General features: G+C 75.3%; 20 protein-coding genes and 1 riboswitch. Of the genes, 7 read left to right on the top strand and 13 right to left on the bottom strand.

Annotated elements, in window-relative coordinates:
• Positions 1-17 precede the first annotated feature (17 nt).
• Positions 18-812 (top strand): SAM hydrolase/SAM-dependent halogenase family protein, encoded by a 795-nt coding sequence (locus GA0070611_RS30325; protein ID WP_091671993.1) that lies wholly within the window; start codon positions 18-20, stop codon positions 810-812.
• 212 nt (positions 813-1,024) lie between these two features.
• On the opposite strand, the gene GA0070611_RS30320 is transcribed toward GA0070611_RS30325, so the two are convergent.
• Positions 1,025-2,248, bottom strand: a complete 1,224-nt coding sequence (locus tag GA0070611_RS30320) for a hypothetical protein (protein ID WP_091671991.1) — start codon at positions 2,246-2,248, stop codon at positions 1,025-1,027.
• 115 nt (positions 2,249-2,363) lie between these two features.
• On the opposite strand from GA0070611_RS30320, the gene GA0070611_RS31235 reads away from it, so the two are divergent.
• Both GA0070611_RS31235 and GA0070611_RS30305 read left to right on the top strand, forming a co-directional pair.
• Positions 2,364-3,287 carry a zinc finger domain-containing protein gene (locus tag GA0070611_RS31235; RefSeq protein ID WP_157740420.1) on the top strand — a complete coding sequence of 308 codons (924 nt, stop codon included), beginning with the start codon at positions 2,364-2,366 and terminating at the stop codon, positions 3,285-3,287.
• A gap of 177 nt (positions 3,288-3,464) precedes the next feature.
• The gene (locus GA0070611_RS30305) at positions 3,465-7,076 is read left to right on the top strand and encodes a fibronectin type III domain-containing protein (RefSeq protein ID WP_091671989.1); all 3,612 of its coding nucleotides are present in this window, start codon (positions 3,465-3,467) and stop codon (positions 7,074-7,076) included.
• 2 nt (positions 7,077-7,078) lie between these two features.
• Here the strand turns inward: GA0070611_RS30305 and pspM are convergent, their stop codons facing one another.
• From pspM to GA0070611_RS30270, 7 genes are all read right to left on the bottom strand, one after another.
• Entirely contained in the window at positions 7,079-7,849 is a 771-nt protein-coding gene (gene pspM / locus GA0070611_RS30300; protein WP_091671987.1) for a phage shock envelope stress response protein PspM, read from the bottom strand.
• 16 nt (positions 7,850-7,865) lie between these two features.
• Complete coding sequence (locus tag GA0070611_RS30295; protein ID WP_091671985.1) at positions 7,866-8,726, bottom strand: PspA/IM30 family protein; 861 nt, start codon at positions 8,724-8,726, stop codon at positions 7,866-7,868.
• Positions 8,727-8,900: 174 nt separating this feature from the next.
• Positions 8,901-9,335, bottom strand: a complete 435-nt coding sequence (locus GA0070611_RS30290; RefSeq protein ID WP_091671983.1) for a helix-turn-helix domain-containing protein — start codon at positions 9,333-9,335, stop codon at positions 8,901-8,903.
• A 215-nt stretch (positions 9,336-9,550) separates the two neighbouring features.
• Positions 9,551-10,117, bottom strand: a complete 567-nt coding sequence (locus GA0070611_RS30285) for a CinA family protein (RefSeq protein ID WP_091673690.1) — start codon at positions 10,115-10,117, stop codon at positions 9,551-9,553.
• A 149-nt stretch (positions 10,118-10,266) separates the two neighbouring features.
• The gene (gene pgsA / locus GA0070611_RS30280) at positions 10,267-10,848 is read right to left on the bottom strand and encodes a CDP-diacylglycerol--glycerol-3-phosphate 3-phosphatidyltransferase (RefSeq protein WP_091671980.1); all 582 of its coding nucleotides are present in this window, start codon (positions 10,846-10,848) and stop codon (positions 10,267-10,269) included.
• Between the two features lie 47 nt (positions 10,849-10,895).
• Positions 10,896-12,395 (bottom strand): 30S ribosomal protein S12 methylthiotransferase RimO, encoded by a 1,500-nt coding sequence (rimO, locus tag GA0070611_RS30275; RefSeq protein ID WP_091671977.1) that lies wholly within the window; start codon positions 12,393-12,395, stop codon positions 10,896-10,898.
• A gap of 59 nt (positions 12,396-12,454) precedes the next feature.
• Positions 12,455-13,381 carry an ornithine cyclodeaminase family protein gene (locus GA0070611_RS30270; RefSeq protein ID WP_167604482.1) on the bottom strand — a complete coding sequence of 309 codons (927 nt, stop codon included), beginning with the start codon at positions 13,379-13,381 and terminating at the stop codon, positions 12,455-12,457.
• 93 nt (positions 13,382-13,474) lie between these two features.
• Positions 13,475-13,539: riboswitch (guanidine-III (ykkC-III) riboswitch) on the top strand.
• 53 nt (positions 13,540-13,592) lie between these two features.
• On the opposite strand from GA0070611_RS30270, the gene GA0070611_RS30265 reads away from it, so the two are divergent.
• Together GA0070611_RS30265 and GA0070611_RS30260 are read left to right on the top strand one after the other, a co-directional pair.
• Positions 13,593-13,907 (top strand): DMT family transporter, encoded by a 315-nt coding sequence (locus tag GA0070611_RS30265; protein WP_091671972.1) that lies wholly within the window; start codon positions 13,593-13,595, stop codon positions 13,905-13,907.
• Between the two features lie 93 nt (positions 13,908-14,000).
• Complete coding sequence (locus GA0070611_RS30260) at positions 14,001-14,246, top strand: hypothetical protein (RefSeq protein WP_091671970.1); 246 nt, start codon at positions 14,001-14,003, stop codon at positions 14,244-14,246.
• A gap of 446 nt (positions 14,247-14,692) precedes the next feature.
• Here GA0070611_RS30260 and GA0070611_RS30255 read toward each other — a convergent pair whose 3' ends face one another.
• On the bottom strand, positions 14,693-17,149 hold the full coding sequence (locus tag GA0070611_RS30255) for an FtsK/SpoIIIE family DNA translocase (RefSeq protein WP_091671968.1): 2,457 nt from the start codon (positions 17,147-17,149) through the stop codon (positions 14,693-14,695).
• Positions 17,150-17,262: 113 nt separating this feature from the next.
• Here GA0070611_RS30255 and GA0070611_RS30250 point away from each other — a divergent pair, with 113 nt between their 5' ends.
• Positions 17,263-17,742: a type III secretion system chaperone family protein gene (locus GA0070611_RS30250; protein WP_091671966.1), complete on the top strand. Its 480-nt coding sequence runs from the start codon at positions 17,263-17,265 to the stop codon at positions 17,740-17,742.
• Positions 17,739-19,319 (top strand): type III secretion system chaperone family protein, encoded by a 1,581-nt coding sequence (locus tag GA0070611_RS30245; protein ID WP_091671964.1) that lies wholly within the window; start codon positions 17,739-17,741, stop codon positions 19,317-19,319. The genes GA0070611_RS30250 and GA0070611_RS30245 overlap by 4 nt, the downstream gene beginning before the upstream one ends.
• 64 nt (positions 19,320-19,383) lie before the next feature.
• Here the strand turns inward: GA0070611_RS30245 and GA0070611_RS30240 are convergent, their stop codons facing one another.
• From GA0070611_RS30240 to thyX, 4 genes are all read right to left on the bottom strand, one after another.
• Positions 19,384-20,931: a S1 family peptidase gene (locus GA0070611_RS30240; protein ID WP_091671961.1), complete on the bottom strand. Its 1,548-nt coding sequence runs from the start codon at positions 20,929-20,931 to the stop codon at positions 19,384-19,386.
• A gap of 174 nt (positions 20,932-21,105) precedes the next feature.
• Positions 21,106-22,794 (bottom strand): ribonuclease J, encoded by a 1,689-nt coding sequence (locus tag GA0070611_RS30235; RefSeq protein ID WP_091671959.1) that lies wholly within the window; start codon positions 22,792-22,794, stop codon positions 21,106-21,108.
• A 52-nt stretch (positions 22,795-22,846) separates the two neighbouring features.
• Positions 22,847-23,773 carry a 4-hydroxy-tetrahydrodipicolinate synthase gene (gene dapA, locus GA0070611_RS30230; protein WP_091671956.1) on the bottom strand — a complete coding sequence of 309 codons (927 nt, stop codon included), beginning with the start codon at positions 23,771-23,773 and terminating at the stop codon, positions 22,847-22,849.
• Positions 23,774-23,826: 53 nt separating this feature from the next.
• The gene (gene thyX, locus GA0070611_RS30225) at positions 23,827-24,564 is read right to left on the bottom strand and encodes an FAD-dependent thymidylate synthase (RefSeq protein WP_091673688.1); all 738 of its coding nucleotides are present in this window, start codon (positions 24,562-24,564) and stop codon (positions 23,827-23,829) included.
• Between the last annotated feature and the right edge of the window lie 410 nt (positions 24,565-24,974).

Below are 24,974 nucleotides of genomic sequence, written 5' to 3'. Positions count from 1 at the left end.
CGGCATACCCTCGCGGCATGGCCCGGACCGACTGGATCTCACTGACCACCGACTACGGCGTGAGCGACGGTTTCGTGGCCGCCGTGCACGGCACGATCGCCCGGCTCCGGCCCACGGCACGGGTGATCGACGTGACCCACCTGGTGCCGCCCGGCGACGTCCGACGGGGCGCGGCGGTGCTGGCGCAGACGGTGCCGCACCTGCCGTACGCGGTGCACGTCGGCGTGGTCGACCCGGGGGTGGGGACGGCCCGGCGCGGGATCGCCCTGGTCACCCCGGGCGGACTGCTGGTCGGGCCGGACAACGGGCTGCTGCTGGCGGCCGCGGCGGCGCTCGGCGGGATCGGGGCGGCGGTGGAACTGACCGAGCCGTCCTGGCTGGCGCCGCAGGTGTCCCGCACGTTCCACGGCCGGGACGTCTTCGCCCCGGTCGCCGCCCGGCTGGCCGGGGGCGAGCCGGCCGCCGACGCCGGTCCGGCGGTGGACCCGGCGGCGCTGGTCCGGCTCCCGCCGCCGGTGCTGCGCCGGGAGGCCGGCGGGTTCACCGCCGAGGTGCTCACCGTGGACCACTTCGGCAACGTGCAGCTCGCGGCCGCGCCGGCGCTGCTCGACGAGGTGCCCGACCGGCCACTGGTGGCGGGACGGCCGGCGGTGCGGGGACGGACCTTCGGCGACGCCCCCACCGGCCGGCTGGTGCTCCTCGTCGACTCCGCCGGGCTGGTCGCGGTGGCGGTCAACGGCGGCCGGGCCGCCGACCTGCTCGGCGTCGCCCCCGGCGACCTGGTCACGGTCACCGGGCTCGACGCCGGCTGACCGACCGGCAGCGAGCCGGAGCGACCGGCGGGCCCCGGCCCGAAGGCTGCGAGATGCCGAGCCGGCGGGCCCCGCCCCAAGGGGGCGTTAGGCCGAGCCGGCGGGCCCTGCCCGAAGGGCGAGGAAGGCCGCGCCGACCGGCCGGCCGAACCCCGCGGGCGGCCGGGGAACGCCGAGGCGACCGGCCGGCGACGGCGGTTGGGGCGGGACGGTCAGCAGAGCGGGACGGTGCCACCGTAGACGGCGGAGATGTACGCGTGGCTGACGTACTGCCCGGCGACCAGCCGGTCCCAGCGGCTGGTGGTGCCGTACGGGCCGCTGACGGTCTGCCCGAGCACGTAGCACTGGATGGGCACGTTGGCGTAGGTGGCGGCCAGTCCCCGGACTGCGTACCCGGTGGAGGGTCCGGTGCGGATGTTGAGCGGGCCGGAACCGACCCGGCCGGCGAGGCCGCCGCCGGTCCACAGGTACGTCACGTCCACCCAGGCGTTGTCGGTGAGCAGCAGCCCGTCCCAGAAGGTCCCGTCGGCCAGGTCGATGCCGGCCGGGTTGAGCACGGTCCGGCCGAACTGGTCCCGTCCGCCGTGGTAGCCGTACTGGTAGGCGGCCTGCGCCTCCGGGCGGCCCTGCGGCAGGTCCTTCCAGTTCTCCCGCACCGAGCTGGGGTTCCAGTAGTCGTCGCGGGTGTTCCACGGGCCGACGTCCCAGACCGGGGCGTACTCGCAGCGGCTGCCGCTGGCGGTGCAGACCTTGGCGGTGTAGTCGCCGGTGTTCAGCGGGGAGAGCGCGCGCCGCGAGGGCAGCGCGACGAAGTGGTCACGGGCCACGATGGTGTGCCCGTTGGCGGTGAGGCTGCCGACGTTGCCCTCCCGGGTGGCGAAGACCCGGTAGGTCGGCGGGGTCCCGACGGCGGTCGGCTGGGCGACGTCCGCCGCGACCCGCTCGGCGGTGAGCCGCAGCCCGCTGACCGTGGTCACCGAGCCGGGGCGGGCGGCGGCCAGCAGCACCCGCGCCTGCACCCGGGTGACCGGGCGGCCGAACACGACCGTCGCCGCGTCGCGCCACTCGGTCCAGGCGCCGGCCCGCCAGCCGCGTACCTGGGCGCGGACGGTCCCGCCGTCGACGGTGCGGGCGGTGAGCGCGACGCGTACCCGGGTCGCCGGTCGGGACAGCGTGCGGGGCGCGGCGACCAGCGCGCCCTCGGCGACCGGGGCGGCGGTCGCGGCGGGCCGGGTCCGCGCCCCGGGGCGGGCGTCGGCCAGTCTGAGCAGGCCGGCGGACCAGCGGACGTTGACGTCGTCGCCGCCGGCGACGGTGAGGCCGACAGCCCAGGATTCGGCGGTGGTCGCGGCGTGGGCGGGGGTCGCGGTGAGGGCGGCGGACACGGTGAGCAGGGCGGTCAGGGCGACGAGGGTACGACTTCGGGCACGGATCATTGGCATTCTCCCTAGAACTCCCTGATAGTGCAGTTGGTGGGAGATCAAGCGGAACCTCCCTACAAATAGCGATACACGTGAATCCACCTCGCCCGGGGTGAGAGAGGATGGGGAGGTGCCCGAAGGCGACACCGTCTGGAACACCGCTCGCGTCCTGCAACGCGCGCTGGCCGGCGCGCGGCTCACCGGCTCCGACTTCCGGGTGCCGCAGCTCGCCGGGACCGACCTGACCGGCTGGACCGTGCGCGAGTCGGCCAGCCGGGGCAAGCACCTGCTGCTGCGCCTCACCGCCCCGCCGGGCGCCGGATCACCCGCCGGAGGCAGCCCACCCGCCGGAGGCGGCCCAACCACCGGAGGCGGCCCAACCACCGGAGGCGGCCCAACCACCGGAGGCGGAACCCGGCCGGCGGACACCGGCGGCGACCCGGCCGGGCGGGACTGGACGCTGCACTCGCACCTGCGGATGGACGGCGCCTGGCGGGCGTACGCCCCGGGTGAGCGGTGGGCGGCGCGGCCGGCGCACCTGATCCGGGTGGTGCTCCGCTCGCCCGGCGCGGTCGCGGTCGGCTACCACCTGCACGAGCTGGCCCTGGTCCCGACCGCCGGGGAGGACACGCTGGTGGGTCACCTCGGACCGGACCTGCTCGGCGACGACTGGGACCCGGACGAGGCGGTCCGCCGGCTGGCCGCGCACCCGGACGAGACCATCGGCGAGGCGCTGCTCGACCAGCGCAACCTGGCCGGGGTGGGCAACCTCTACAAGTGCGAGCTGCTCTTCCTGCGCGGGGTCTCGCCGTGGACGCCGGTACGGGCGGTGCCGGACCTGCCCGGCACGGTCGCCCTGGCGCAGCGGCTGCTGGCCGCCAACCGGGGACGCTGGACGCAGAGCACCACCGGCTCGCTGCACCGGGGGCAGACCAGCTACGTGTACGGGCGGCGGGCCCAACCGTGCCGGCGGTGCGGCACCGCCATCCGCAAGGAGGAGTTGGGCGAACGGGTCACCTACTGGTGCCCGGCCTGCCAGCCGGACCGCCGCTGACCAGGCGTGGAAGTTCCACGAACCGGCAAGATCCCCCCGAGATAGGGACGATTGGGTACTTCCCTCCCCCGCCATCGGCGTCGCATGCTGCGGTGGAGTGCTCACCGATCGTCAGCAGCGCGCCCGCCCGCCCCGCCGCCGTGGCGGCCCGGCGCGCCGGAGATCCCGGGGAGAGCGATGGCCCTGTTCCGCAGACTGCGACCGGGTTGGGCGGACCGCGCCGCCCGGACGGCCGAGGACCACGCGCCGACCGTCCCGGCCGCCCGCACCGTCCAGGAGGACGTCCCGGCCGGGCCGGCCAGCCTGGACCCGGCCGCCGCGCCCCGCTGCTTCGGCCCGGTGCCCAACCACGCCGGCTCCCCGCTACCGGTGCCGGAGCGCGACGGCCGGCCCCGGCCCGGCACCGGCATCCGCAAGTTCGTCGACGCGCTGCCGCTGCCCGGCGCGCACGGCACCCCGGTGCTGGACGCCCGGCTGCCGGTGGCGGTGCCCGACACCATCACCTGGCCGGGGTGCGACTACTACGAGATCGGCCTGCAGGAGTACACCCAGCGGCTGCACCGCGACCTGCCGGCCACCCGGCTGCGCGGCTACCGCCAGCTCAACCTGGGCACCGACCCGGCCGGGCACAACACGGTCGTACCGCCGGACCGGCCCTGGCACCTGGGCCCGCTGATCCTCGCCCGGCGCGGCCGGCCGGTCCGGATCAAGTTCATCAACCAGCTCCCCACCGGCCGGGCCGGCGAACTCTTCCTCCCCGTCGACGAGACCCTCGACGGGGCCGGCCCCGGCCCGCTCGACGGCCCGGCCCCGTACCCGCAGAACCGGGCGGTGCCGCACCTGGCCGGGGCGCAGACCGGCTGGACCAGCGCCGGCAACCCGTGGCAGTGGGTCACCCCGGCCGGCGAGATCACCCCGTACCCGGTCGGGGTGGGGGTCGTGCCGGTGCCCGACATGCCGCCGCCCGGCGCCGGGGCCACCACGCTCTACTTCCCGAACGAGCAGAGCGGGCGGCTGATGTGGCTGCACGACAACACCCTCGGCCTGTCCCGGCTCACCGTCTACTCCGGACAGTCGGCGCTCTACCTGCTCACCGACCCGGCCGAGGAGGAGCTGGTCGCCGAGGGCGTGCTCCCCGCCGACCAGCTCCCGCTGGTGGTCCAGGACAGGACCTTCGTACCCGACGACGCGCAGCTCGCCGCCCAGGACCCGACCTGGGACCGGGACCGCTGGGGCGCCAAGGGCAGCCTCTGGCACCCGCACGTCTACCAGCCCCGGCAGAACCCGTACCGGAACAGCGGCGTCAACCCCACCGGCCGCTGGGACTACGGCCCGTGGACACACGACCCGGACAGCGGCGGCAGCCCCTGGGTGGCCCCGGTGCCGAACCCGCACCACGATCCGGTCGCCGAGCCGGACGAGCCGCCGCTGGCCCCCGGCATGCCGCACCCGTCGGCGGTGCCCGAGGCGTACGGGGACACCCCGCTGGTCAACGGGGTGGCCTACCCGTACCTGGAGGTGCAGCCCCGGACGTACCGGTTCCGGATCCTCAACGCCTGCGCCGACCGCAGCCTCAACCTCCAGCTCTACCGGGCCCGCTCGGACGACCCGATGTGGACCGCAGAGGGCGGGGCCGGGGAGCCGGCGGCGGGCGAGGTGCCGATGGTCGAGGCGGTCCGCGCCCCCGGCCGGCCGACGTACTGGCCCACCGACGGCCGCGACGGCGGGGTGCCCGACCCGGCCGCCGCCGGCCCCGACCTGATCCGGATCGGCAACGAGTGCGGCCTGCTGCCCGCCCCCGTGGTGCTGCCCAACCGGCCGGTCGGCTTCCGCTACGACCGGCAGGACCCGACGGTGCTCAACGTCGACGGGCACACCCTGCTGCTCGCCCCCGGCGAGCGCGCCGACGTGCTGGTCGACTTCTCCCTGGTGCCCCCGGGCAGCACCCTGATCCTCTACAACGACTGCCCGGCCCCGCTGCCCCGGTTCGACCCGCGCCACGACCACCACACCGACGCCCCGGACCGGACCGCGGTCGGCGGCCTGCCCCCCGCGCACCCCGGGTACGGGCCGAACACCCGCACCCTGCTCCAGTTCCGGGTGGCCGGCGACCCGGAGCCGCCGTACGACCTGGCCCGGCTGACCGCCCGGCTGCCCGGCGCGTACGCGCGCAGCCAGCCGCCGCCGATCGTGCCGCAGCCCGCGTACGACGCGGCGTTCGGCACCCGCACGCCACGCGAGACGCTGGTCCCGGCGCGGGCCACCTCGCTCGGCTTCACCCCGTCCGGCGCGGTCGCGCCGGTGACGCTGCCGGTGCTGGTCAAGTCCGTCGGCGAGGTCTTCGAGCGGCGGCACGGCCGCGCCGTGGGGCGGCTCGGGGTCGGCCACCCGCTCGCCGGGCCGGTCTCCCCGGCGACCCTGCCGCTCGGCCCGGCCGACCCGGCCACCGAGGTGCTGCACGCGAGCGATCCGGCGACCCCGGTCGGTGGGCCGACGGACGGCACCCAGCTCTGGCGGATCGTCGGGGACGCCGCGCGCACCCACCCGGTGCACGTGGTGGGCTGCGACGTGCAACTGGTCAACCGGGTCGGCTGGGACGGCGCGATCCGCCCGCCCGACGGCGGGGAGCTGGGCTGGAAGGAGACCGTCCGGGTCAACCCCCGGGAGGACGTGATCGTGGCGCTGCGTCCGGTCCCGCCACCGCTGCCGTTCAAGATCGGCGACAGCGTACGCCTGCTCGACCCGGCCCGACCGGCCGGCACACGGCTCGACGGCAGCCCGGTCAGCCCGGTCGACGGCCGACCGGCGACGGTGGTCAACCAGCTGGTCAACCTCGGCTGGGAGTACCGCTGGCAGACCGGTGCGGCCGGACTGCGGGACCAGGGCATGAGCCGACCCCTGGTGCTGCGGGTGGCCCCCGTCGCGCCGACCGGGCTGACCGCCGTGCCGGCGCCCGGGTCGGCCACCGTGCTGCCCGCCGTGGCGCTGGCCTGGACCGGCAACGGCGGCCGCCCGCCGGCCACCAGCCACCTGCTGCAACGGGCCACCGACGCGGGCTTCACCACCGGGCTGACCGAACTCACCGTGGCCGCCACCGCCACCCGCTACACCGACGCGACGGTGACCCCGGGGGTGACGTACCACTACCGGATCCGGGCGGAGAACGCGGTGAGCTGCTCGGCCTGGTCGAACAGCGTGCCGGCCGCGGTGCGGCTCGACTCCCCGGCGAAGCTGACCGGGGCGGTGCCGCCGGCCGCGCCGCTGCGGGTCGCGCTGCGCTGGGCCAACCGCTCGTTCGCCACCGGGGTGGACGTGCAGCGGGCCACCAACCCGACGTTCACCAGCGGCCCCGGGACGACCGCGATCGCCGTCGGCGACGCGTACGTGGACCCGGCGGTCGCCCCGGACACCACCTACTACTACCGGGTACGCACCACCTACCTGGGGGCGGCGTCACCGTGGTCGACGGTGGCGACGGTGACCACGCCGCCCCGGCCGGTGCCGCCGACCGGGCTGGTCGCCTCCGCCGACGCGCCCGCCCCGGACACCGCGACGGTGGCGCTGAACTGGTCGGCCGGCACCCCGACCGGGGCGGGCGCGGGGTTCGTGGTGCAGCGGGCCACCGACCCGGCGTTCAGCGGCGCGGTGGAGAACTTCACCGTCACCGGGCGCGGCTTCACCAACACCGGCCTGGCCCGGGGCACGACCTACCACTACCGGATCCGGGCGTACAACGTGGTGGGCGCCTCGCCGTGGAGCACGCCCGTCCCGGTCCGCACGCCGGACTGAGGTCAGGGGGTACGCAGCGGCAGGTGGCTGGTGCGCAGTTCGGCCAGCGCGTCGGCCACCCCGTGCAACAGGTCGGTGGCCTCGGTGAGCCGGGCCGCCGCGTGGTGCTCGGTGCTGGGGCGGGCGTCCTCGGCGAGGTAGCCGGCGGCCGCCACGACCAGCCGCTCGTACGCCGCCACCCCGTTCTCGAGCTGGGCGGCGAGGGCGGCGTGCACCTCGTCGAGCGGCCCGTCGGGGGCGAGCCGGCCGGCCCGTTCCACGCTGGCCAGCCGGGCGGCCAGGTCACGCAGGGACCGGTCGGCGTCGGCCGCCTCCCGGACCGCCGGCTCGGCCAGGCCGGTGAGCCGGCCGGACATCCCGGCCAGCGTCAACGCGGCCCGGTCCAGGCGGGCCCAGGCCTGCGCCGCGGTGGTGCCGCGCAACGCGAGGCGGGAGCGGACCCGGCGTACCTCGGCGAGGACGCCCGGGCCGACGGGCAGCCGCTCCACGGCGGCGACCAGCCGGGCCCGGGACCGGGCGGCGGCCTCGGCCGGCCCGAGGGCGGGCGGCGGGGGCACGGCGGCCAGCGCCCGCAGGTCCACCCAGCGCCAGGCGGCCAGCGCGATGGCACTGCCCGCGGCGCCGGCCCAGGCCGCGTCGGGCAGCCCGAGCCCGGCGTACGGGGTCAGCACCGCCGCCGCCCCGCCGAGCCCGCCGGCCAGGACGCTCCACCGTCGGGCGGAGCGTCGTAGCCGGCGCAGCCGGCGGAAGTGTCGTGCCCGTTCGTCCGCCATCGTCGACTCCCCCGCGTCAGCTGGTGGTGGTCTCCCCGGTGCCCCGCTCCCGGCTCATGCTGGCCCGCAGCTCGTCGAGGCGGGCGGCGGCAGCCGGGTCGGCGGCGGGGGCGGGCGCCCCGACGGCCGGGCGCTGCTGCCCGCCGGTGAGCTGCTCGCCGGCCATGCTCGACCGGATCTGCTCCAGTCTGCTCGATCCGGCCGAGTCCAGGGTGGCCTTCTGGATCTCCAGCATCCGGCCCTCGACCGAGTTGCCGGCCAGCTCGGCGCGGCCCATCGCGTCGGCGTAGCGGCGCTCGATCCGGTCCCGCACCTCGTTGAGCGACGGGGTGGTGCCCGGGGCGGTCAGCGCGGACATCGACTCCAGCGACCGGGCCACCGTCTCCTGCATCTTGGCCTGCTCGAGCTGGCTGAGCAGCTTGCTGCGCTCGGCCAGCTTCTGCTGGAGGATCATGGAGTTGTTCTCGACCGCCTTGCGCGCCTGCGCGGCCGCGCCGAGCGCCTGGTCGTGCAGCGTCTTCAGGTCCTCCATGGCCTGCTCGCCGGAGACCAGCTGGGTGGCGAGCAGCTGGGCGGACTGCTCGTAGCGGCCGGCCTCGGTCTCGTCGCCCCGGGCCCGGGCCTGGTCGGCCAGGACCAGGGCCTGCCGGGCGTTGGCCTGGAGCTGCTCGACCTCGGTCATCTGCCGTGACAGCTTCATCTCGAGCTGGCGCTGGTTGCCGATCACGGCCGCCGCCTGCTGGACCAGCGCCTGGTGCTGCCGCTGGGCCTCCTCGATGGCCTGCTGGATCTGCACCTTCGGGTCGGCATGCTCATCGATCTTGGCGCCGAAGGCTGCCATCAGGTACTTCCAGCCCTTGACGAACGGGTTCGCCATCTCCGCGTTGTCCCCTCAGTAGCGTCGCGCCGCCTCGACCGGGCCGGGCGGGGTCGACCGGTGGGTCGCGCGGTGTGCCTCCATCGTCCCAGGCGGGCGCCAGCCCGGCACCCCGGCGACCTGATCAACACTACGCGGCGGGCACCAGCCCCGGCCACGCCGTCGCGCGGCAGGTCAGGCGGCGCAGACCACGTCCCGGTCCGCGGGGCGGACCCGGGTGCTGCGCAGCGTCGCCTTGAGCGGCGAGTCCTGGCGGACCTGGACCGCCACCGAGCCGTCCGAGGAGACCTGGTGGACGCCCCGGTTGGTGGCCTTGCGCACGGTGCCCGCGGCCACCGGCTCGTCGGTCACCGGCACCAGCACACCCGGCATCTGCTCGGCCAGGGCGACCGTGTCGCTGACCTCGCGCAGCAGCTCGGAGAGGCGGGCACCGAGCGCGTCACAGATCGCGGCGAGCAGCTCGCTGGACGGCTCCTTCTGGCCACGCTCGATCTCGGACAGGTAGCCGAGGCTCACGTTGGCGGCGGAGGAGACCTCGCGGAGGGTGCGGTGCTGCCCCTGCCGGCGCGCCCGCAGTGCGTCACCGATCACCCGGCGTAGCAGGACCATCGCACCTCCCCCTGACGGGACCACCATCTCCGACCCGTCGTGTCGCGCCGGACGCGGTCTGCCGCTCCCGGCGCCGACGCCGCGCGTCGGAGCCTTCCCGCAACCGTACCCGTTGACGGCTCCGCCGACATCCCGCCCCACCCCCTGAAATTGCGCAGTTCCCATCGTGCGGGCGGACGCCGCCGACCCCGCGTCCGGGCGTGTCGTGGCCCGGCTCACCGGCGGCCGGCCGCGGCCGGGTCCTCGACGCCGTCCCGTCGGGCCGGACCGGGCCCGCCGGGCGCGGCCTCGATCAGGTCGCCGAGCAGACGCAGCGCCTCGACCACCGCGCCGTGCCGGATCTGGTCCCGCCCGCCGTCGAGGTCGAGGCGGCGCACCCGGGCGCCGTCCGGGCCGGCGGCCGCGACGTACACCAGCCCGACCGGCTTGCCGTCCTGCGGCTCCGGCCCGGCCACCCCGGTGGTGGCCAGCCCCCAGTCGGCCCCGCAGCGCCGGCGCCCGCCCTCGGCGAGCGCCGCGGCCACGTCCGGATCGACCGGCCCACGCTCGGCGAGCAGGTCCTCCGGTACGTCGGCCAGCCGGGACTTCAGCTCGGTGGCGTAGACGATCAGCCCGCCCCGGTAGATGCCGCTGACCCCGGCGATCTCCACGATCGCGCTGGCCAGCAGCCCGCCGGTGAGCGACTCGACGGTGGCCAGGGTCTCGTGCCGTTCGTGCAGGCTGTGCACCACGAACGCGGCCCGACTCGCGTCGACCCGCTGGTGCGTCGCTTCCGTACCCATGCCGAACACCTCTTCCCCGGGCGGCCCGCCGTACTCATCCTCCCAGCCGGAGCGGGCGGATCGGGGCGGTTGCGGCCGCGCGCCGGCGGCCGGGCGGGTCAGCGGGCCGGGCGGGTCAGCGGGCCGGGCGGGTCAGCGGGCCGGGCGGGTCAGCGGGCCGGGCGGCGCAGCCGCAGCGCCTGGGCCACGTAGTCGAAGCCGGTGCCCACGGTGACCAGCACGGCGGCCCCCATGATCCAGGGGCCGACGGCGTCCGCCCCGGCCGGCATCGGCCAAAGGTACCAGGTGATGGCGAGGATCTGGAGCGCGGTCTTGATCTTTCCGCCCCGGCTGGCCGCGATCACCCCGTGCCGGATCACCCAGAACCGCAGCGCGGTGATGCCCAGCTCCCGGGCGAGGATCACCACGGTCACCCACCAGGGCAGCCGGTCGTAGAAGGAGAGCAGCACCAGGGCGGCGCCGGTGAGCGCCTTGTCGGCGATCGGGTCGGCGACCTTGCCGAGCGAGGTGACCAGCGCCCAGCGTCGGGCGATCCAGCCGTCGACCAGGTCGGTGACCGAGGCCAGCACGAAGATCAGGCAGGCGGCCATCCGCCAGCCGGCGTGGGTCATCCCGGACGCGACCACCGTCACCGCGAAGACCGGCACCAGCGCCAGCCGCACCGCGGTCAGCACGTTCGCCGCGTTGAGCAGCGGCACGGGGGCCGCCACCGTCGACTCCGCCCCGGTCATGCCCGGCACCGCCCCACGTGGCTCCCCCGCTCCGTCCGGGCCCGCCGTCACCGTGTCGCGCCGGGCGCCGCCGAGATCATCTCATCCGGTACGGCGATCAGGTCCACACCCTCGGTCGCGGTGACCGTGGCCCGGACCAGGTCGCCGGGGCGCAGCGCGGCCAGGTCCACCCCGCCGGTGTCCGGCGCGACCAGGGTGGTCGAACCGTCGACCTCGGGCGCCTGGTGGGCGGCCCGCCCCTCGACCACGCCGTCGGCGACCGAGTCGACCAGCACCTCGACCGTCGCGCCCAGCCGCTCCTCGGCCCGCTGCGAGCAGAGCTCGTCGGCGAGCGCGGCGAGCCGGTCGTACCGCCGCTTGATCGTGGCGGCGGAGACCTTGCCGGTGAGGCCGGCGGCCTCGGTGCCGTCCTCGTCGCTGTAGTCGAACACACCGATCGCGTCGAGCCGCGCCTCGGTCAGGAACCGGACCAGCTCGGCCACGTCCTGCTTCGTCTCACCCGGGAAGCCGACGATGAAGTTGCTGCGCGCGCCCGCCTCCGGGGCCAGCGCGCGGGCGGAGCCGAGCAGCTCCAGGAACCGGTCGGTGGAGCCGAACCGGCGCATCCGGCGCAGCACCGGCTCGCTGGAGTGCTGGAAGGAGAGGTCGAAGTAGGGCGCCACACCGGGCGTGGTGGCGATCACCTCGACCAGGCCGGGCCGGGTCTCGGCCGGCTGGAGGTAACTGGCCCGCACCCGGACGATGCCGTCGATGGCGGCCAGCTGCGGCAGCAGCTTCTCCAGCGCCCGCGGGTCGCCCAGGTCCTTGCCGTACGACGTCGAGTTCTCACTGACCAGCACCAGCTCGCGGACGCCGGTCTTGGCCAGCCACTCCGCCTCGGCGAGCAGCTCGTCCGGGGTACGCGAGACGAACGCCCCGCGGAACGCCGGGATGGCGCAGAAGGCGCACCGCCGGTCGCAGCCGCTGGCCAGCTTGAGCGAGGCGACCGGACCGGTGTCGAGCCGGTGCCGCAGCACCTGCCGCAGGTGCGCCGGGGTGTGCTCGTCGGTCTCCGGCGCGACCCGGGTCGGGGTGCCGTGCCCGGGCAGCGAGACGGCGGCGTCGCGCCGCTTGACCGGGGTGAGCGGCAGCAGCTCGCGCCGGTCGCGCGGGGTGTGCGCGTCGAGGGCCTCGCCGGCCACCACCGCGTCCAGCCGGGCCGCGATGTCCGGGTAGTCGTCGAAGCTGAGCACCGCCTGCGCCTCGGGGAGGCTGTCGGCCAGCTCACGGCCGTACCGCTCGGCCATGCAGCCGGCCGCGACCACCTTCGCCCCGGTGTCGGCGGCGGCCAGCAGGGTCTGGATGGAGTCCTGCTTGGCCTTCTCCACGAAGCCGCAGGTGTTGACGACCACCACGTCGGCGCCCTCGCCGTCGGTGGTCACCTGCCAGCCGTCGGCGTGCAGCCGGGCGGCCAGCTCCTCCGAGTCGACCTCGTTGCGGGCGCAGCCCAGGGTCAACAGGGCGACCCGGCGGCCGGATTCCTGGGAAGGGGAGACAGCAGACACCATCCGAGGGTACCGGGCCGTTCGGGCCGGACCGGCACGGCGGGCCACCGGCATCGGCCGCCTCACACCGCCCGGGTCGCCCCCACCCGGGCCAGCCGGTCGAGCAGGAAGACCTCGGTGCCGGCCAGGCCGGTGGAGCAGAAGACCGAGACCTGGTCCGCGCCGGTCCGGCCGGGGACCGCCCCGGCCAGCACCGCGCCCAGATCACGCAGCCGGTCCGCATACGGCTCGACGGCGGCGAGCATCGGTGGGGCGTACGCGGCCGCCTGGGCCGGCGAGTCGGTGACCAGCAGGTCGGCGGCGTCCAGCAGGTCGGGGCCGAACTCGTGCCGGTCGGTCTGCTTGAAGCCGACGGTGTTGACGTGGGTGCCCGGGGCCAGGTCGGCGGCGTCGAGCACCGGGGTGGTGCTGGTGGTGGCGAGCACCACCAGGTCACGCCGCCGGACCGCCTCGGCGGCCGAGCCGACCGCGCGGGCGGGCACGCCCAGCTCCGCCCGGACCCGGGCGGCGAACGCCTCCCGCCGGGCGGCCGAGCGGCTGTGCACGGTGACCTCGCGCAGCGGGCGGACCGCCGCGGCGGCCCAGACCTGGGTCCACGCCTGCCGGCCGGAGCCGATCACCCCGAGGGTGGCCGCGTCGGGGCGGCTCAGCGCGTCGATCGCCACCCCACCCAGTCCCCCGGTACGCCGGGAGCCCAGCTCCTCGCCGACCGCGACGGCCCGGACCGCGCCGGTGCGCGCGTCGTGCAGCACGACGAGCTGCCCGCTCTCGGGGTGCCCGAAGGTGTCGTAGGAGCGGAAGCCGTACCACTCGCCGGTGAGGTGGCCGGCGGTGAGCACCATCCGGCCGCCGCCGAGCGGCGCGGACGCCTGGGGCGGGGCGATCAGCCGGCCCCGGTACGCGGCCAGCAACGCGTCCCGCATGGCGTCGACGGTGAGCGGGGCGTCCAGCGTCGCGACGACGTCCTCGTCGGAGTAGAGCACGGTCATGCCGACCATCGTGCAACCTGAAGTTCGCGTGAACTCCAGCAAGGGTGGTGTTCCTCACTCCGGTGGTCGCGGCTGCGGCGGTGCTAGCGTCGGGACCGGCGGCCGTGGCCGCCCCGGACGAGTGGTGGGCGTACCCGGTCAGGCCAAGACGCTCCCGTGACCCGTCCCGTCCCGGCCCCGGTGGCCGGGCCTCTCGGCAGAGGTGACCGTCATGGCCTGGATCGTGCTGGTGCTCTCCGGACTGCTGGAGACCGCGTGGGCGGTCGCCCTCGACCGCAGCGCCGGCTTCAGCCGCCCCGTCCCGACCGCCGTCTTCGCGGTCACCCTGATCGGCAGCATGGCCGGCCTGGCGTACGCGCTGCGCGAGATCCCGGTCGGCACCGGCTACGCGGTCTGGGTGGGCATCGGGGCGGTGGGTACCGCGCTGGTCGGCATGCTCGCGCTGCACGAGCCGGCCAACCTGCCCCGGATCGCCTGCCTGCTGCTGGTGGTGGCCGGCGTGGTCGGCCTCAAGATCTTTCACTGAGCGCGGGGAATCGGACCTGCCATCCGGTTTGGCGACCGGTGCGCATCGGGTAGTGGTGGCTGCACCGAGGGATCGACATTCACGGAGGACACCATGGCCGACATGCACGCCACCGCCCGCCCGCGCAGCAGCGCGGCCCGCATCTGCACGATCATCGCGTTCGTCTTCGCCGCCATCGCGATCTTCTTCCTGCCGCCGCTGTTCGGCCTGGTCGGCCTGGTGCTCGGCATCGTCGGCGCGGTGATGGGCGACAAGCCGCTCGGCTGGTACGCGGCCGCCGCGAGCGTGGCCGGCGCCGTCATCGGCATGCTGATCGGCTACGCCGTCCTCAACTCCTGATCCACCCCCGACCCCGACGCGGGCCCGCCGGTCTCCCGGCGGGCCCGCGTCGTGCTGCCGGCGCGGGCCCGCCGGCCTCCCGGCCCGCCCAGCCTCCCGGCTCTCCCGGTCTGCGCGGCTCTCCCGGTCTGCGCGGCCCTCCCGGTCTGCGCGGCCCTCCCGGTCTGCGCGGCCCTCCCGGTCTGCGCGGCCCTCCCGGTCTGCGCGGGCTCCGGCGGGCAGCCCTACGCTCCCGGACCGACCTCCCCCGCCCGCCTTTGCTCTGCTTCAGCGCACGCAACACTGGGAGCGCTCCGCTGTTGCGCCCGTTGAAGCAGAGCAAAGGCGGCGGCAGAGGTGTCCCGGGGCAGGCAGGAACCCGACCCGCGCTGCTCGGGGACTGCGTGCAGGGGCGGCCAGAGGTGGCCGCCGGCCGCCGTCCCGATGGGCCGCCGGGTCGATCCGGGTCAGTCCTCCGCGCCGCGCAGGCCGACCAGGACCTCTTCCAGCTCGTCCGGCTTGACCAGCACGTCGCGGGCCTTGGACCCCTCGGACGGGCCGACCACGCCCCGGGTCTCCATCAGGTCCATCAGCCGGCCCGCCTTGGCGAAGCCGACCCGCAGCTTGCGCTGGAGCATCGAGGTCGAGCCGAACTGCGAGGTGACCACCAGCTCCACCGCCTGCACCAGCAGGTCCAGGTCGTCGCCGATGTCCTCGTCGATCTTCTTCTTGCTGTCCTGCGCGACCGTCAGCACGTCCGAGCGGAACTCCGGCTCGCGCTGGTCCTTGCAGAACTTCACCACGTCGTGGATCTCGCGCTCGGTCACCCAGGCGCCCTGGATCCGGATCGGCTTCGACGCACCCATCGGCAGGAAGAGCCCGTCACCCCGGCCGAGCAGCTTCTCCGCACCCGGCTGGTCCAGGATGACCCGCGAGTCGGCCAGCGAGGAGGTGGCGAAGGCCAGCCGGGACGGCACGTTCGCCTTGATCAGGCCGGTCACCACGTCGACCGAGGGACGCTGGGTGGCGAGCACCAGGTGGATGCCGGCGGCCCGGGCGAGCTGGGTGATCCGGACGATGGAGTCCTCCACGTCGCGCGGCGCGACCATCATCAGGTCGGCCAACTCGTCCACGATCACCAGCAGGTACGGGTACGGCCGCAGCTCCCGGTCGACGCCCGGCGGGGCCTTGATCTCCCCGTTGCGCACCTTGCGGTTGAAGTCGTCGATGTGCCGGACCCCGTTGGCGGCGAGGTCGTCGTAGCGCATGTCCATCTCGCGGACCACCCACTCGAGCGAGTCCGCCGCCTTCTTGGCGTTGGTCACGATCGGGGTGACCAGGTGCGGGATGCCCTCGTAGCCGGTCATCTCGACCCGCTTCGGGTCGATCAGCAGCAGCCGCACCTCGTCCGGGGTGGCCCTGGTCAAAACGGACACAAGTAACGAATTCAGGCACGAACTCTTGCCCGCTCCGGTGGCACCCGCGATCAGGATGTGCGGCATCTTCGCGAGGTTGGCCACCACGAAGCCGCCCTCGATGTCCTTGCCGAGCGCCACCACCATCGGGTGGTGGTCACTGGTGGCGGCCCGCGAGCGGAGCACGTCGCCGAGCGAGACGTTCTCCGGGTCGGTGTTCGGGATCTCCACGCCGACCGCGCTCTTGCCCGGGATCGGGCTGAGGATCCGTACGTCGGGCGACTTCACCGCGTACGCGATGTTGCGGGAGAGCTGGGTGATCCGCTCGACCTTGACGCCCGGGCCCAGCTCGACCTCGTAGCGGGTGACCGTCGGGCCACGGGTGAAGCCGGTGACCGCCGCGTCCACGTCGAACTGGTCGAAGACGCCGGTCAGCGCGGCGATCACCTCGTCGTTGGCCTTGCTGCGCGTCTTCGGCGCGGCGCCGGTGCCCAGCATGTTGGCCGGCGGCAGGGTGTAGTCGCCGGCCAGCCCGGTCAACGCCAGCTGCTCGGCCCGGGTGGGCAACGGCGAGTGCTCCGGCGGCTCGACCGGCTTGCGGGTCGCCGGCACCTTGCCCGGCGGCTTGCGCGGCAGCACCAGGGTGTCCTGGAGGTCGACGCCGTCGAGGTCGCCGTCCGGGTCGTCCGGGTCCAGCGGCGGCGGCAGCCGCTTCGCCGGCCGCTTGCGGGCCGGCTTCGCCGCCACCTCGGCCTCGGCCTCCGCCGGCTCGGGCGGTGCGATCAGGGTGCCGGCGAGCAGGCCCAGCCGCTCGGGGATCTTGTTGATCGGGGTCGCGGTGACCACCAGCAGGCCGAAGAGCAGCAGCAGGACCAGCAGCGGCACCGCCACCCAGGCGGTGATCGCCCGCTCCAGCAGGTCGCCGACGCCGGCGCCGATCAGGCCGCCCGCGTAGTCGCGCTGCACCGCGTCGACCGGGTCCTGTCCGATGTGCAGCATCGCCGCAGTGGCGAGCAGCATCGACCCCCAGCCGACCAGGCCCCGGCCCCGGTGCGCGGGATCGGCCGGGGTGCGCAGCAGCCGCCAGGCCCCGATCATCAGCAGCACCGGCACCACGATCGCGATCGCGCCGAGGAAGAGCCGCACCGAGTCGGCGAGGCGGGCGCCGACCGGCCCGGCGCCGCCGAACCAGATCGCCACCGCGCTGAGGATGGCGAGGCCGAACAGGAGCAGCCCGCCACCGTCGCGGCGGTGCTCCGGGTCGAGGTCACGGGCCGAGGCGGCCTGCCGGCCGGCGGCCCGGACCGCCCAGCCCAGGCCGTGCGCCACCCCCATCCACAGGGCACCGACGGCACGGCCGACGTAGACCGCGGGGCCCGGCCGGGCGGCGGGCCGCCGCCGGGGCGCCGCCCGGGTGGCCTTCTTCGCCGGCTGGCGGGCGCGACTGTTCGTGGTACCGCGCGGCGACGCGCCGCGCCGCCGGCTCGCCTGAGAGGTACGGCCCGCCATAGAGTCACCGTAACGGCGGGACCCGGCGGATCGCCGCTTTTCCGGGTCGTGTCCGCGCGTCGCAGCACGGGCCGGACCGTCGTTTGTGTTATTCGCCTCAGAAGGGATGCCCGATGGCGTCGCCGGAGATCGAGGACGGTCCGGACGGCCCCCTGGCCGGACACCCGCAGGCGCTGCGGCCACTGACCGGGACGCTGATCGCCGCCGTGCTGGCCGCACGGGGGTACGCGGTGAGCGGGGACCCCGACGGCGACCTGGTCGGCCGCTGGGCGGAGAGCCTGATCTGGTTCCACCGCCGGGGCGGCCAGGGCGAGCTGCTCCAGATCCGCACCGTCGCCGCGCACCGCTTCGACATCGCCGAGGTGCCCGCGCTGCACGCCTTCTGCAACACCTGGAACCACGACCGGCTCTGGCCGAAGGCGTTCGTGCACGTCGCCGACGACGGGCTGGCCCACGTCTACGGCGAGGTGGTCACCGACCTGGAACGCGGGGTCACCCCGCACCAGCTCGACCAGCTCCTCGACTGCGGCATCACCACCGGCTGCCAGCTGGCCGCCGCGGTGGCCGCCCTGCCCGGCGGGTCGGCCCGGTGACCACCGCCCGGGACCGCGGGCCGGCCGACGCGCTCGCCGAGGCGCTGGACCTGCCCGACGGCGAGGCCCGCTGCGCGGAGCTGGACCGGATCGCCGCCCGGGCCGACGCGACCGGCGACCCACGGACCGGCCTGGCGGCCCGGTACGCGCTGATCGAGACGTACCTGCACCTGGGCGAGGGATGGCGGCTGGTGGAGCCGGTCCGCCGCTGCCGGGCCACCGTGGACGCGCTGCCCGACCCCCCACCCGCCGACGCCGAGCGGCTGCACCGGCACCAACGGCAGGCGGTGGAGGCCCTCTTCGGCACCCCCCGGGTCGGCCTGGACCGGGCCCGGTCCCTGCTGGACGATCTCGCCGCGCGGCTGGGCGAGGACGCCGAGCCGGTGGTCGAGCTGCGCTGCCGGCTCGCCGACCATCTCGGCGACGAGCCGTCGGCCCGCCGGGCGTACGAGCGCTGGGTGGCCGCCGTGGCCCACCCGGCCGCCGGCTGCCCGGGCTGTGCGCCCGCCCGCCGGGCCGACCTGCTGGCCGGCTGGGGCGAGCCGGGGGCGGCCCTGGCCGCGCTGCGCCCGGCGCTGGACGGTGAGGTGGACTGCACCGACCAGCCGGAACGGGCGCTCACGGCCGGCCTGCTGCCGTGGCTGCGCAGCGGCGATCCGGCCCGGGCGGGCGCCGCACACGTGCGGGCCTACCGCCGACACCGGCGGGAGCGGCCCGCCTTTCCGCTGCTCGCCGCGCACCTGCGCTTCTGCGCGTTGGGTGGGCACCTGGAGCGCGGACTGACGGTGCTCGCCGAGCAGCTGCCCCGGCTGGACCGGCCGACCGACGACCTGTCCGCGATGGAGTTCGCCGCCGCCGGGTCGCTGCTCTGCGGGCTCGCGGTCGAGGCCGGCCTGGGCGACCGCCGGATCCACCGCCCGGGGCACGGACCGCGCCCGGCGTCCGAGGTGGACGTGGCCACCCTGGGCGGGCAGTTGCAGACCCTGGCCACCACGCTCGCCGGCAGCTTCGACGCCCGCAACGGCACCGGGCACCAGTCCGGCCGGATCGCCTCCTGGCTGGCCGAGCGGCCGCTCGCCGAGCCGGTGCCGCTGCCGGCCGAGGACGCGGCCGACCCGGACGACGCGCCGGAGGAGGCCGGGCCCGCCTCGCCCGGCGACGAGGAACCGGCCGCGTTGAGCCTGGCGCTGCTCACCGCCGCCCTGGACGCCCGTGGCGACGCGTACGCGGTGGAGCCGGACGGCACCGTGGTCGGCCGGTGGGGCCCGGCGGTGCTCCAGTTCCGCCGGTTGGGACAGCGGGGTGAGATCCTGCACGCCCGGACGGTGGCCACCCGGCGACTGCCGGTGAGCCGTCGGGCCGAGGCGTACGCGTTCTGCAACGCGTGGAACCACGACCGGCTGCTGCCGGCCGCGTACGTGCACGAACCGGGGGACGGGGCGCTGGTGCTGGCCGCCGGCGTGACCACCGACCTGGCGCACGGGGTGGCCCCGGCCCAGCTCGTGGTGCTGGTGACGGCGGCCGTCAGCACCGGCGTCGCGTACGCGGAGGCGGTCGCCGCGCTGCCCCCCGGCTGAGCCGGCACGGCACGGCCCCCGGCCACCGGGCGGTGGTGGTCGGGGGCCGTGGTCCGTGGGCCGCTCAGCGGGCGGTGAAGGCCAGCGTGTACGCGCCGGCGCCGTCCAGCCCGACGACCCGGTAACGGTACGCGCCGGCCGGCGTCGCGGCCCGCAGGCGGGCCACTCCGTCGGAGGTGTCGGCGCTGGCCACGGTGCGGAACGCGGAGCCGGTGAAGCGTTGCAGCTCCAGCGCCACCAGGGTGCCCTCGGGCGCGCTGAGGCAGGCTTCCTGGCTGCCGCCGGGGGCCCGGAAGAAGCGGCCGTCCGGCTGCGCCTGGGCCCGGCCGGCGGCGATCTGCCCGGTCCGGGTCACCTGACCGGTGCACTCCCCCGCGCCGCCGCTGGGCGGGGTGGGTGGCGCGGCGGTGGCGTCCCCACCGGCCGGCGGCGCGGACGGCGCGGGCCGACCGTTCGCGGTGACCAGGGTGAGGTCGTTGCGCTGGAGGATCTCGTTGACCGGCTGGAAGAAGGTCACCCCGCCCTGGGTGCAGTCGCCGGAGCCGCCGGAGGTGACGCCCTGCGCCTGGTCGCCGGAGAGCCACGCGCCACCGGAGTCGCCCGGCTCGGCGCAGACGTTCGTCCGGGTCAGCCCGGTTACCGTCCCCTCCGGATAGTTGACGGTGGCGTTCTTCGCCTGGACGACCCCGCAGTGGGTGCCGGTGGTCGAGCCCGAGCGGCAGATCGAGGCGCCGACCGGGGCCTCGGTGGAGCCGTTCACCGGCACCGTGCCGCCGTTGAAGTCGTTCACCACGCCGGTGGGCGTCCAGTCGCCGTTGACCTGGACCACCGCCCAGTCGTCGCCGGGGAAGGAGGACGCGGTGAAGGTGCCCTGGGCGACCCGGTTGCCGCCGGTGGTGCGGTCACCGGGTCGGCCGCAGTGCCCGGCGGTGACGAAGCCGCCGACCACGGAGAAGCCGACCGAGCAGCGGCTCGCGTTGTTGATCAGGTACGCGTCCCCGCCCCGCACGTCGAAGAGCGGGCGGGGATTCTCGTCGGCGGTGCGCACCCGTACCGCGCCGTCGGGCGCGCCACCGGCCGCGGCCAGCCGACGGGCGGCGGCCTCCGCGCCGGGCCGGGCGAGCACCACCACCGAGTTGGTGGTCACGTCGACGTACCAGCCGGCGATGTCGGGGTTCACCCGGTGGCCGGCCGCGTCGAGGCGGGTCTTCACCGCGTCCAGCTCGGCGACACCCCGCTCGACCTGTTTCGGCACCGCCCCGGCGGCGGTCACCCGGGCCGCCTGGGCCGGGTCGGCCACCGCCACGGTGAGCGTGCCGCCGTCGGCACTGAGCCAACTGCCGCCGTAGTCCGCGCCCAGCTCGGCCCTGAGCCGGTTGGCCGTGCCGGCGGCCCACCGCTCGGTCTTCAGCCGTCGGGCCGCCTGGTCCCGGGTGAGCGAGAGGTCGCGCCCCAGCGCGTCCAGCACCTCGGGGGCCGCGCCGTCGGACGCGGCCGGCGCGGACCGCCGGGGTGCCGCGTTCTCCCCGGCGAACGACGGCAGCGTCACCGCCGCCGTCAGTCCGGCCGCCGCCACCAGTACGCCGATGGCTGTCATCCGTCTGCGGTCCATCCGCCACGCTCCTCCCGGCCGGCACGGGGTCGCGCCGACGGACGGAGGTACGGAGACGGACGCCGATCGGTTGAACCCGACCGGCCGGTTTCGGCGCGCCGTGTCGGGGCGTACCCGGAACGTGACGACGCCGGCCCACCGCGGACGGTGGGCCGGCGTGCGGAGCGGGTGGGGTCAGACCTCGACGACGGTCGGCACGATCATCGGCCGGCGGCGGTACTTGTCGTTGACCCACCGGCCGACGGTGCGCCGGACGATCTGCTGGAGCTGGTGCGGGTCGGTGATGCCGTCCGCGGCGGCCCGGTTCAGCGCCTCGGTGACCAGCGGGACGACCGGGTTGAACGCCTCCGGGTCCTCGGAGAAGCCCTTCGCCGAGACGGTCGGGCCGCCGACCACCTTGCCGGTGACCGAGTCGACCACCACGGTGGTGGCGATGAACCCGCCGTCGCCGAGGATCCGCCGCTCGGTGAGCAGCGACTCGCTGACGTCGCCGACGGCGAGACCGTCGACGTAGACGTAGCGGCTCTTCACGTGCCCGACCAGGCTGGCCCGGCCGTCGACCAGGTCGACCACGTCGCCGTCCTCGCAGAGCACCACCCGGTCGGGGGCGACGCCGGACTCGATGCCGAGCCGGGCGTGCGCCCGCAGGTGCCGCCACTCGCCGTGCACCGGCATCAGGTTGCTGGGGCGGGTCACGTTGAGCAGGTAGAGCAGCTCACCGGCGGGGGCGTGCCCGGAGACGTGCACCTTCGCCACGTCCTTGTGGATCACGGTCGCGCCGGCCCGGGCGAGCCGGTTGATCACCCGGTAGACCGAGGTCTCGTTGCCGGGCACCAGCGAGGACGCCAGCACCACGGTGTCGCCGGGGGCGATGGTGATGTGCCGGTGGTCGCCGCTGGCCATCCGGCCCAGCGCGCTCATCGGCTCGCCCTGCGAGCCGGTGGACATCAGCACGATCTGCTCGGGCGGCAGCGCGGTGGCCTCCTCCAGCCCGACCACCAGGCCGGCCGGGATGTTGAGCAGGCCGAGGTCACGGGCGATGCCCATGTTGCGCACCATGGACCGGCCGATCAGCGCCACCTTGCGGCCGTGCTCGATCGCCGAGTCGAAGACCTGCTGCACCCGGTGCACGTGCGAGGCGAACGAGGCGACGATGATCCGCCCCTTCGCCTTGGCGAAGATCGAGTCGAGGACCGGCCCGATCTCCCGCTCCGGGGTGACGAAGCCGGGGATCTCGGCGTTGGTGGAGTCGGAGAGCAGCAGGTCCACGCCCTCGGCCCCGAGCCGGGCGAACCCGGCCAGGTCGGTGATCCGGCCGTCGAGCGGGAGCTGGTCCATCTTGAAGTCGCCGGTGTGCAGCACCAGGCCGGCCCCGGTCCGGATGGCCACCGCGAGCGCGTCCGGGATCGAGTGGTTGACCGCGAAGAACTCGCACTCGAACGGGCCGAGCCGCTCGCGCCGCCCCTCGGCGACGGTCAGCGTGTACGGCTGGATCCGCCGCTCGGCCAGCTTCGCCTCGACCAGGGCCAGGGTGAACTGGGAGCCGACGAGCGGAATGTCCGGCTTGTGGGCGAGCAGGTACGGCACCGCGCCGATGTGGTCCTCGTGCCCGTGGGTCAGCACGATCGCCTGCACGTCGTCGAGCCGGTCCAGGATCGGGCCGAAGTCGGGCAGGATCAGGTCCACGCCCGGCTGCTCGACGTCGGGGAAGAGCACCCCGCAGTCGACGATCAGCAGCTTGCCCTCGTACTCGAAGACGGTCATGTTCCGGCCGATGGCACCGAGTCCACCCAGCGGGATGATCCGCAGGCCGCCCTCCGGCAGCGGCGGGGGGAGCTCACCCTCGATGTGCGCCTCGGTCACGCGTCCACCTCATTCTGCGACGCCGTCACCGGGCGTCCGTCGTGTCGTTCGGTCATTCGGGAAGGGGTAGGCCCGCCGCCGCGCAGTCGGCGCGCAGCTGGGCCAGTTCGTCCGCGGTGGCGTCCACCAGCGGCGACCGCACCGGGCCGGCCGGCAGCCCCTGGGCCGCCAGGCCCGCCTTCACCAGGATCGTGCCCTGGGTGCGGAAGATGCCGGTGAACAGCGGAAGCAGCCGTCGGTGCAGGGCGAGGGCGGTGGCGTTGTCGCCCGCCTCGTACGCCTCGATCAGCTGCTTGGTCTGCACGCCGGTGAAGTGCGTCGAGGTGCCGACGACGCCGACCGCGCCGATCGACAGGAAGGGCAGGGTCAGCGCGTCCTCGCCGGAGTAGTACGCCAGGTCGCAGCGGCTCAGCACCGCGGCGGTGGCGAACAGGTCGCCCTTGGCGTCCTTGACCGCGACGATCCGGTCGTGCCCGGCCAGCTCGACCAGGGTGTCGGTGGCGATCGCCACGCCGGCCCGGTGCGGGATGTCGTACAGCATGATCGGCAGCCCGCTGGCGTCGGCGACCGCGGTGAAGTGCCGCAACAGCCCGCTCTGCGGCGGCTTGTTGTAGTACGGCGTGACCACCAGCAGGCCGTGCGCGCCGGCCTTCTCCGCCTGCGCGGCCAGCTCGATGGTGTGCCGGGTGTCGTTGGTGCCGACGCCGGCGATGACCCTGGCCCGGTCACCGACGGCCTCGACGACCGCGCGGATCAGGGCTTCCTTCTCCGCCTCGCTGGTGGTCGGCGACTCGCCGGCGGTGCCGTTGAGCACCAGCGCGTCATTGCCCTGTTCGTCGACGAGATGCTGGGCCAGCCGTACGGAGCCGTCGAGGTCGAGGGACCCGTCGGCGGTGAACGGGGTCACCATGGCCGTGATCAGTCGCCCGAACGGGCGCGACGCGCCCCGGTCGGAGGCGGCAGAGTGGTCGTGCGTCATGTTCACAACCTAGCGGACGAGCACCGGGAGCCCGGCGGCGAAGGGAGCAGGACTCACTCGGCGTGCGGAGTGGCGGCCACCTCGGTGCCGTCGGGCAGCGTGGAGATCACGAAGTCGGCGAAGACGTTCGGCGCGACCCCCTGGAGCTGGCGCAGGCACTCGACGGCCAGCTCGCGGATCTCCACGTCGGCGTGCTCGGTGGCGCGCATCCCGATGAAGTGCCGCCAGGCCCGGTAGTTGCCGGTCACCACGATCCGGGTCTCGGTGGCGTTGGGCAGCACCGCGCGGGCCGCCTGCCGGGCCTGCTTGCGGCGCAGCGTCGGGTTGGGCTCGTCGGTGAACCGGGCCTCCAGGCCCTCCAGCAGCTCGGTGTACGCCCGGACCGCCGCCTCGCTCGCCTCGACGAACTTCTTGTGCAGCTCGGGGTCGTCGGCGATCACCGACGGCTCGACCATGGCCGCGTCGCGCTCCGGCACGTACCGCTGGGAGAGCTGGGAGTACGAGAAGTGCCGGTGCCGGATCAGCTCGTGGGTGAAGGAGCGGGAGACCCCGCTGAAGTAGAAGCTCACCGAGCCGTGCTCCAGCACGCTCAGGTGGCCCACCTCGAGGATGTGCGCCAGGTAGCCGGCGTTCGTCGCGGTGGCCGGGTTCGGCTTCTTCCAGCTCTGGTAGCAGGCCCGCCCGGCGAACTCCGCGAGGGCCTGGCCGCCCTCGGCGTCCGTCGACCACGGCACGTCGTCCGGGGCCTGGAACTGGGTCCACGCGATCAGCTTGACCTGGGGCTGCACCATCTCCGGCATTCCTGCGACTGTAGTGGCCGCTGTGCCACCGACGAAACTCGGGCTCGCCGCCCCGAAACCGCCCGTCAGCTGCGAATCTCGGACACTTCCCGCTCGCCCGCAGGGGCAGGTGTCCAAGATCTCGCACCCTCCCCGCCGCGCGCCCCTGCCCGGAGGCGGTGCGGCCGGGTTGCGCGCTGGGCCGGGTGCGCGGTGGTCCGCAGGGTGCCCGCCGCGGGCCGCCACCGTCGGCCGCCGTCGGCCGCCGTCGCCGTCGCAGTCGCCATCGCAGTCGCAGTCGCAGCAGGTCGTGGCAGGTGGAGCGGGCCCGCAGCAGCAGGTCGTAGGTCGCGGGTCGGCTGACCAGAGTCAGGACCAATATGTCTCTGAGACATATTGATGACTCAGAGACATATTGCTGT

Source organism: Micromonospora auratinigra (genome assembly GCF_900089595.1).
Taxonomy (GTDB): domain Bacteria; phylum Actinomycetota; class Actinomycetes; order Mycobacteriales; family Micromonosporaceae; genus Micromonospora; species Micromonospora auratinigra.
This window is presented reverse-complemented; position numbering and strand designations above follow the sequence as displayed.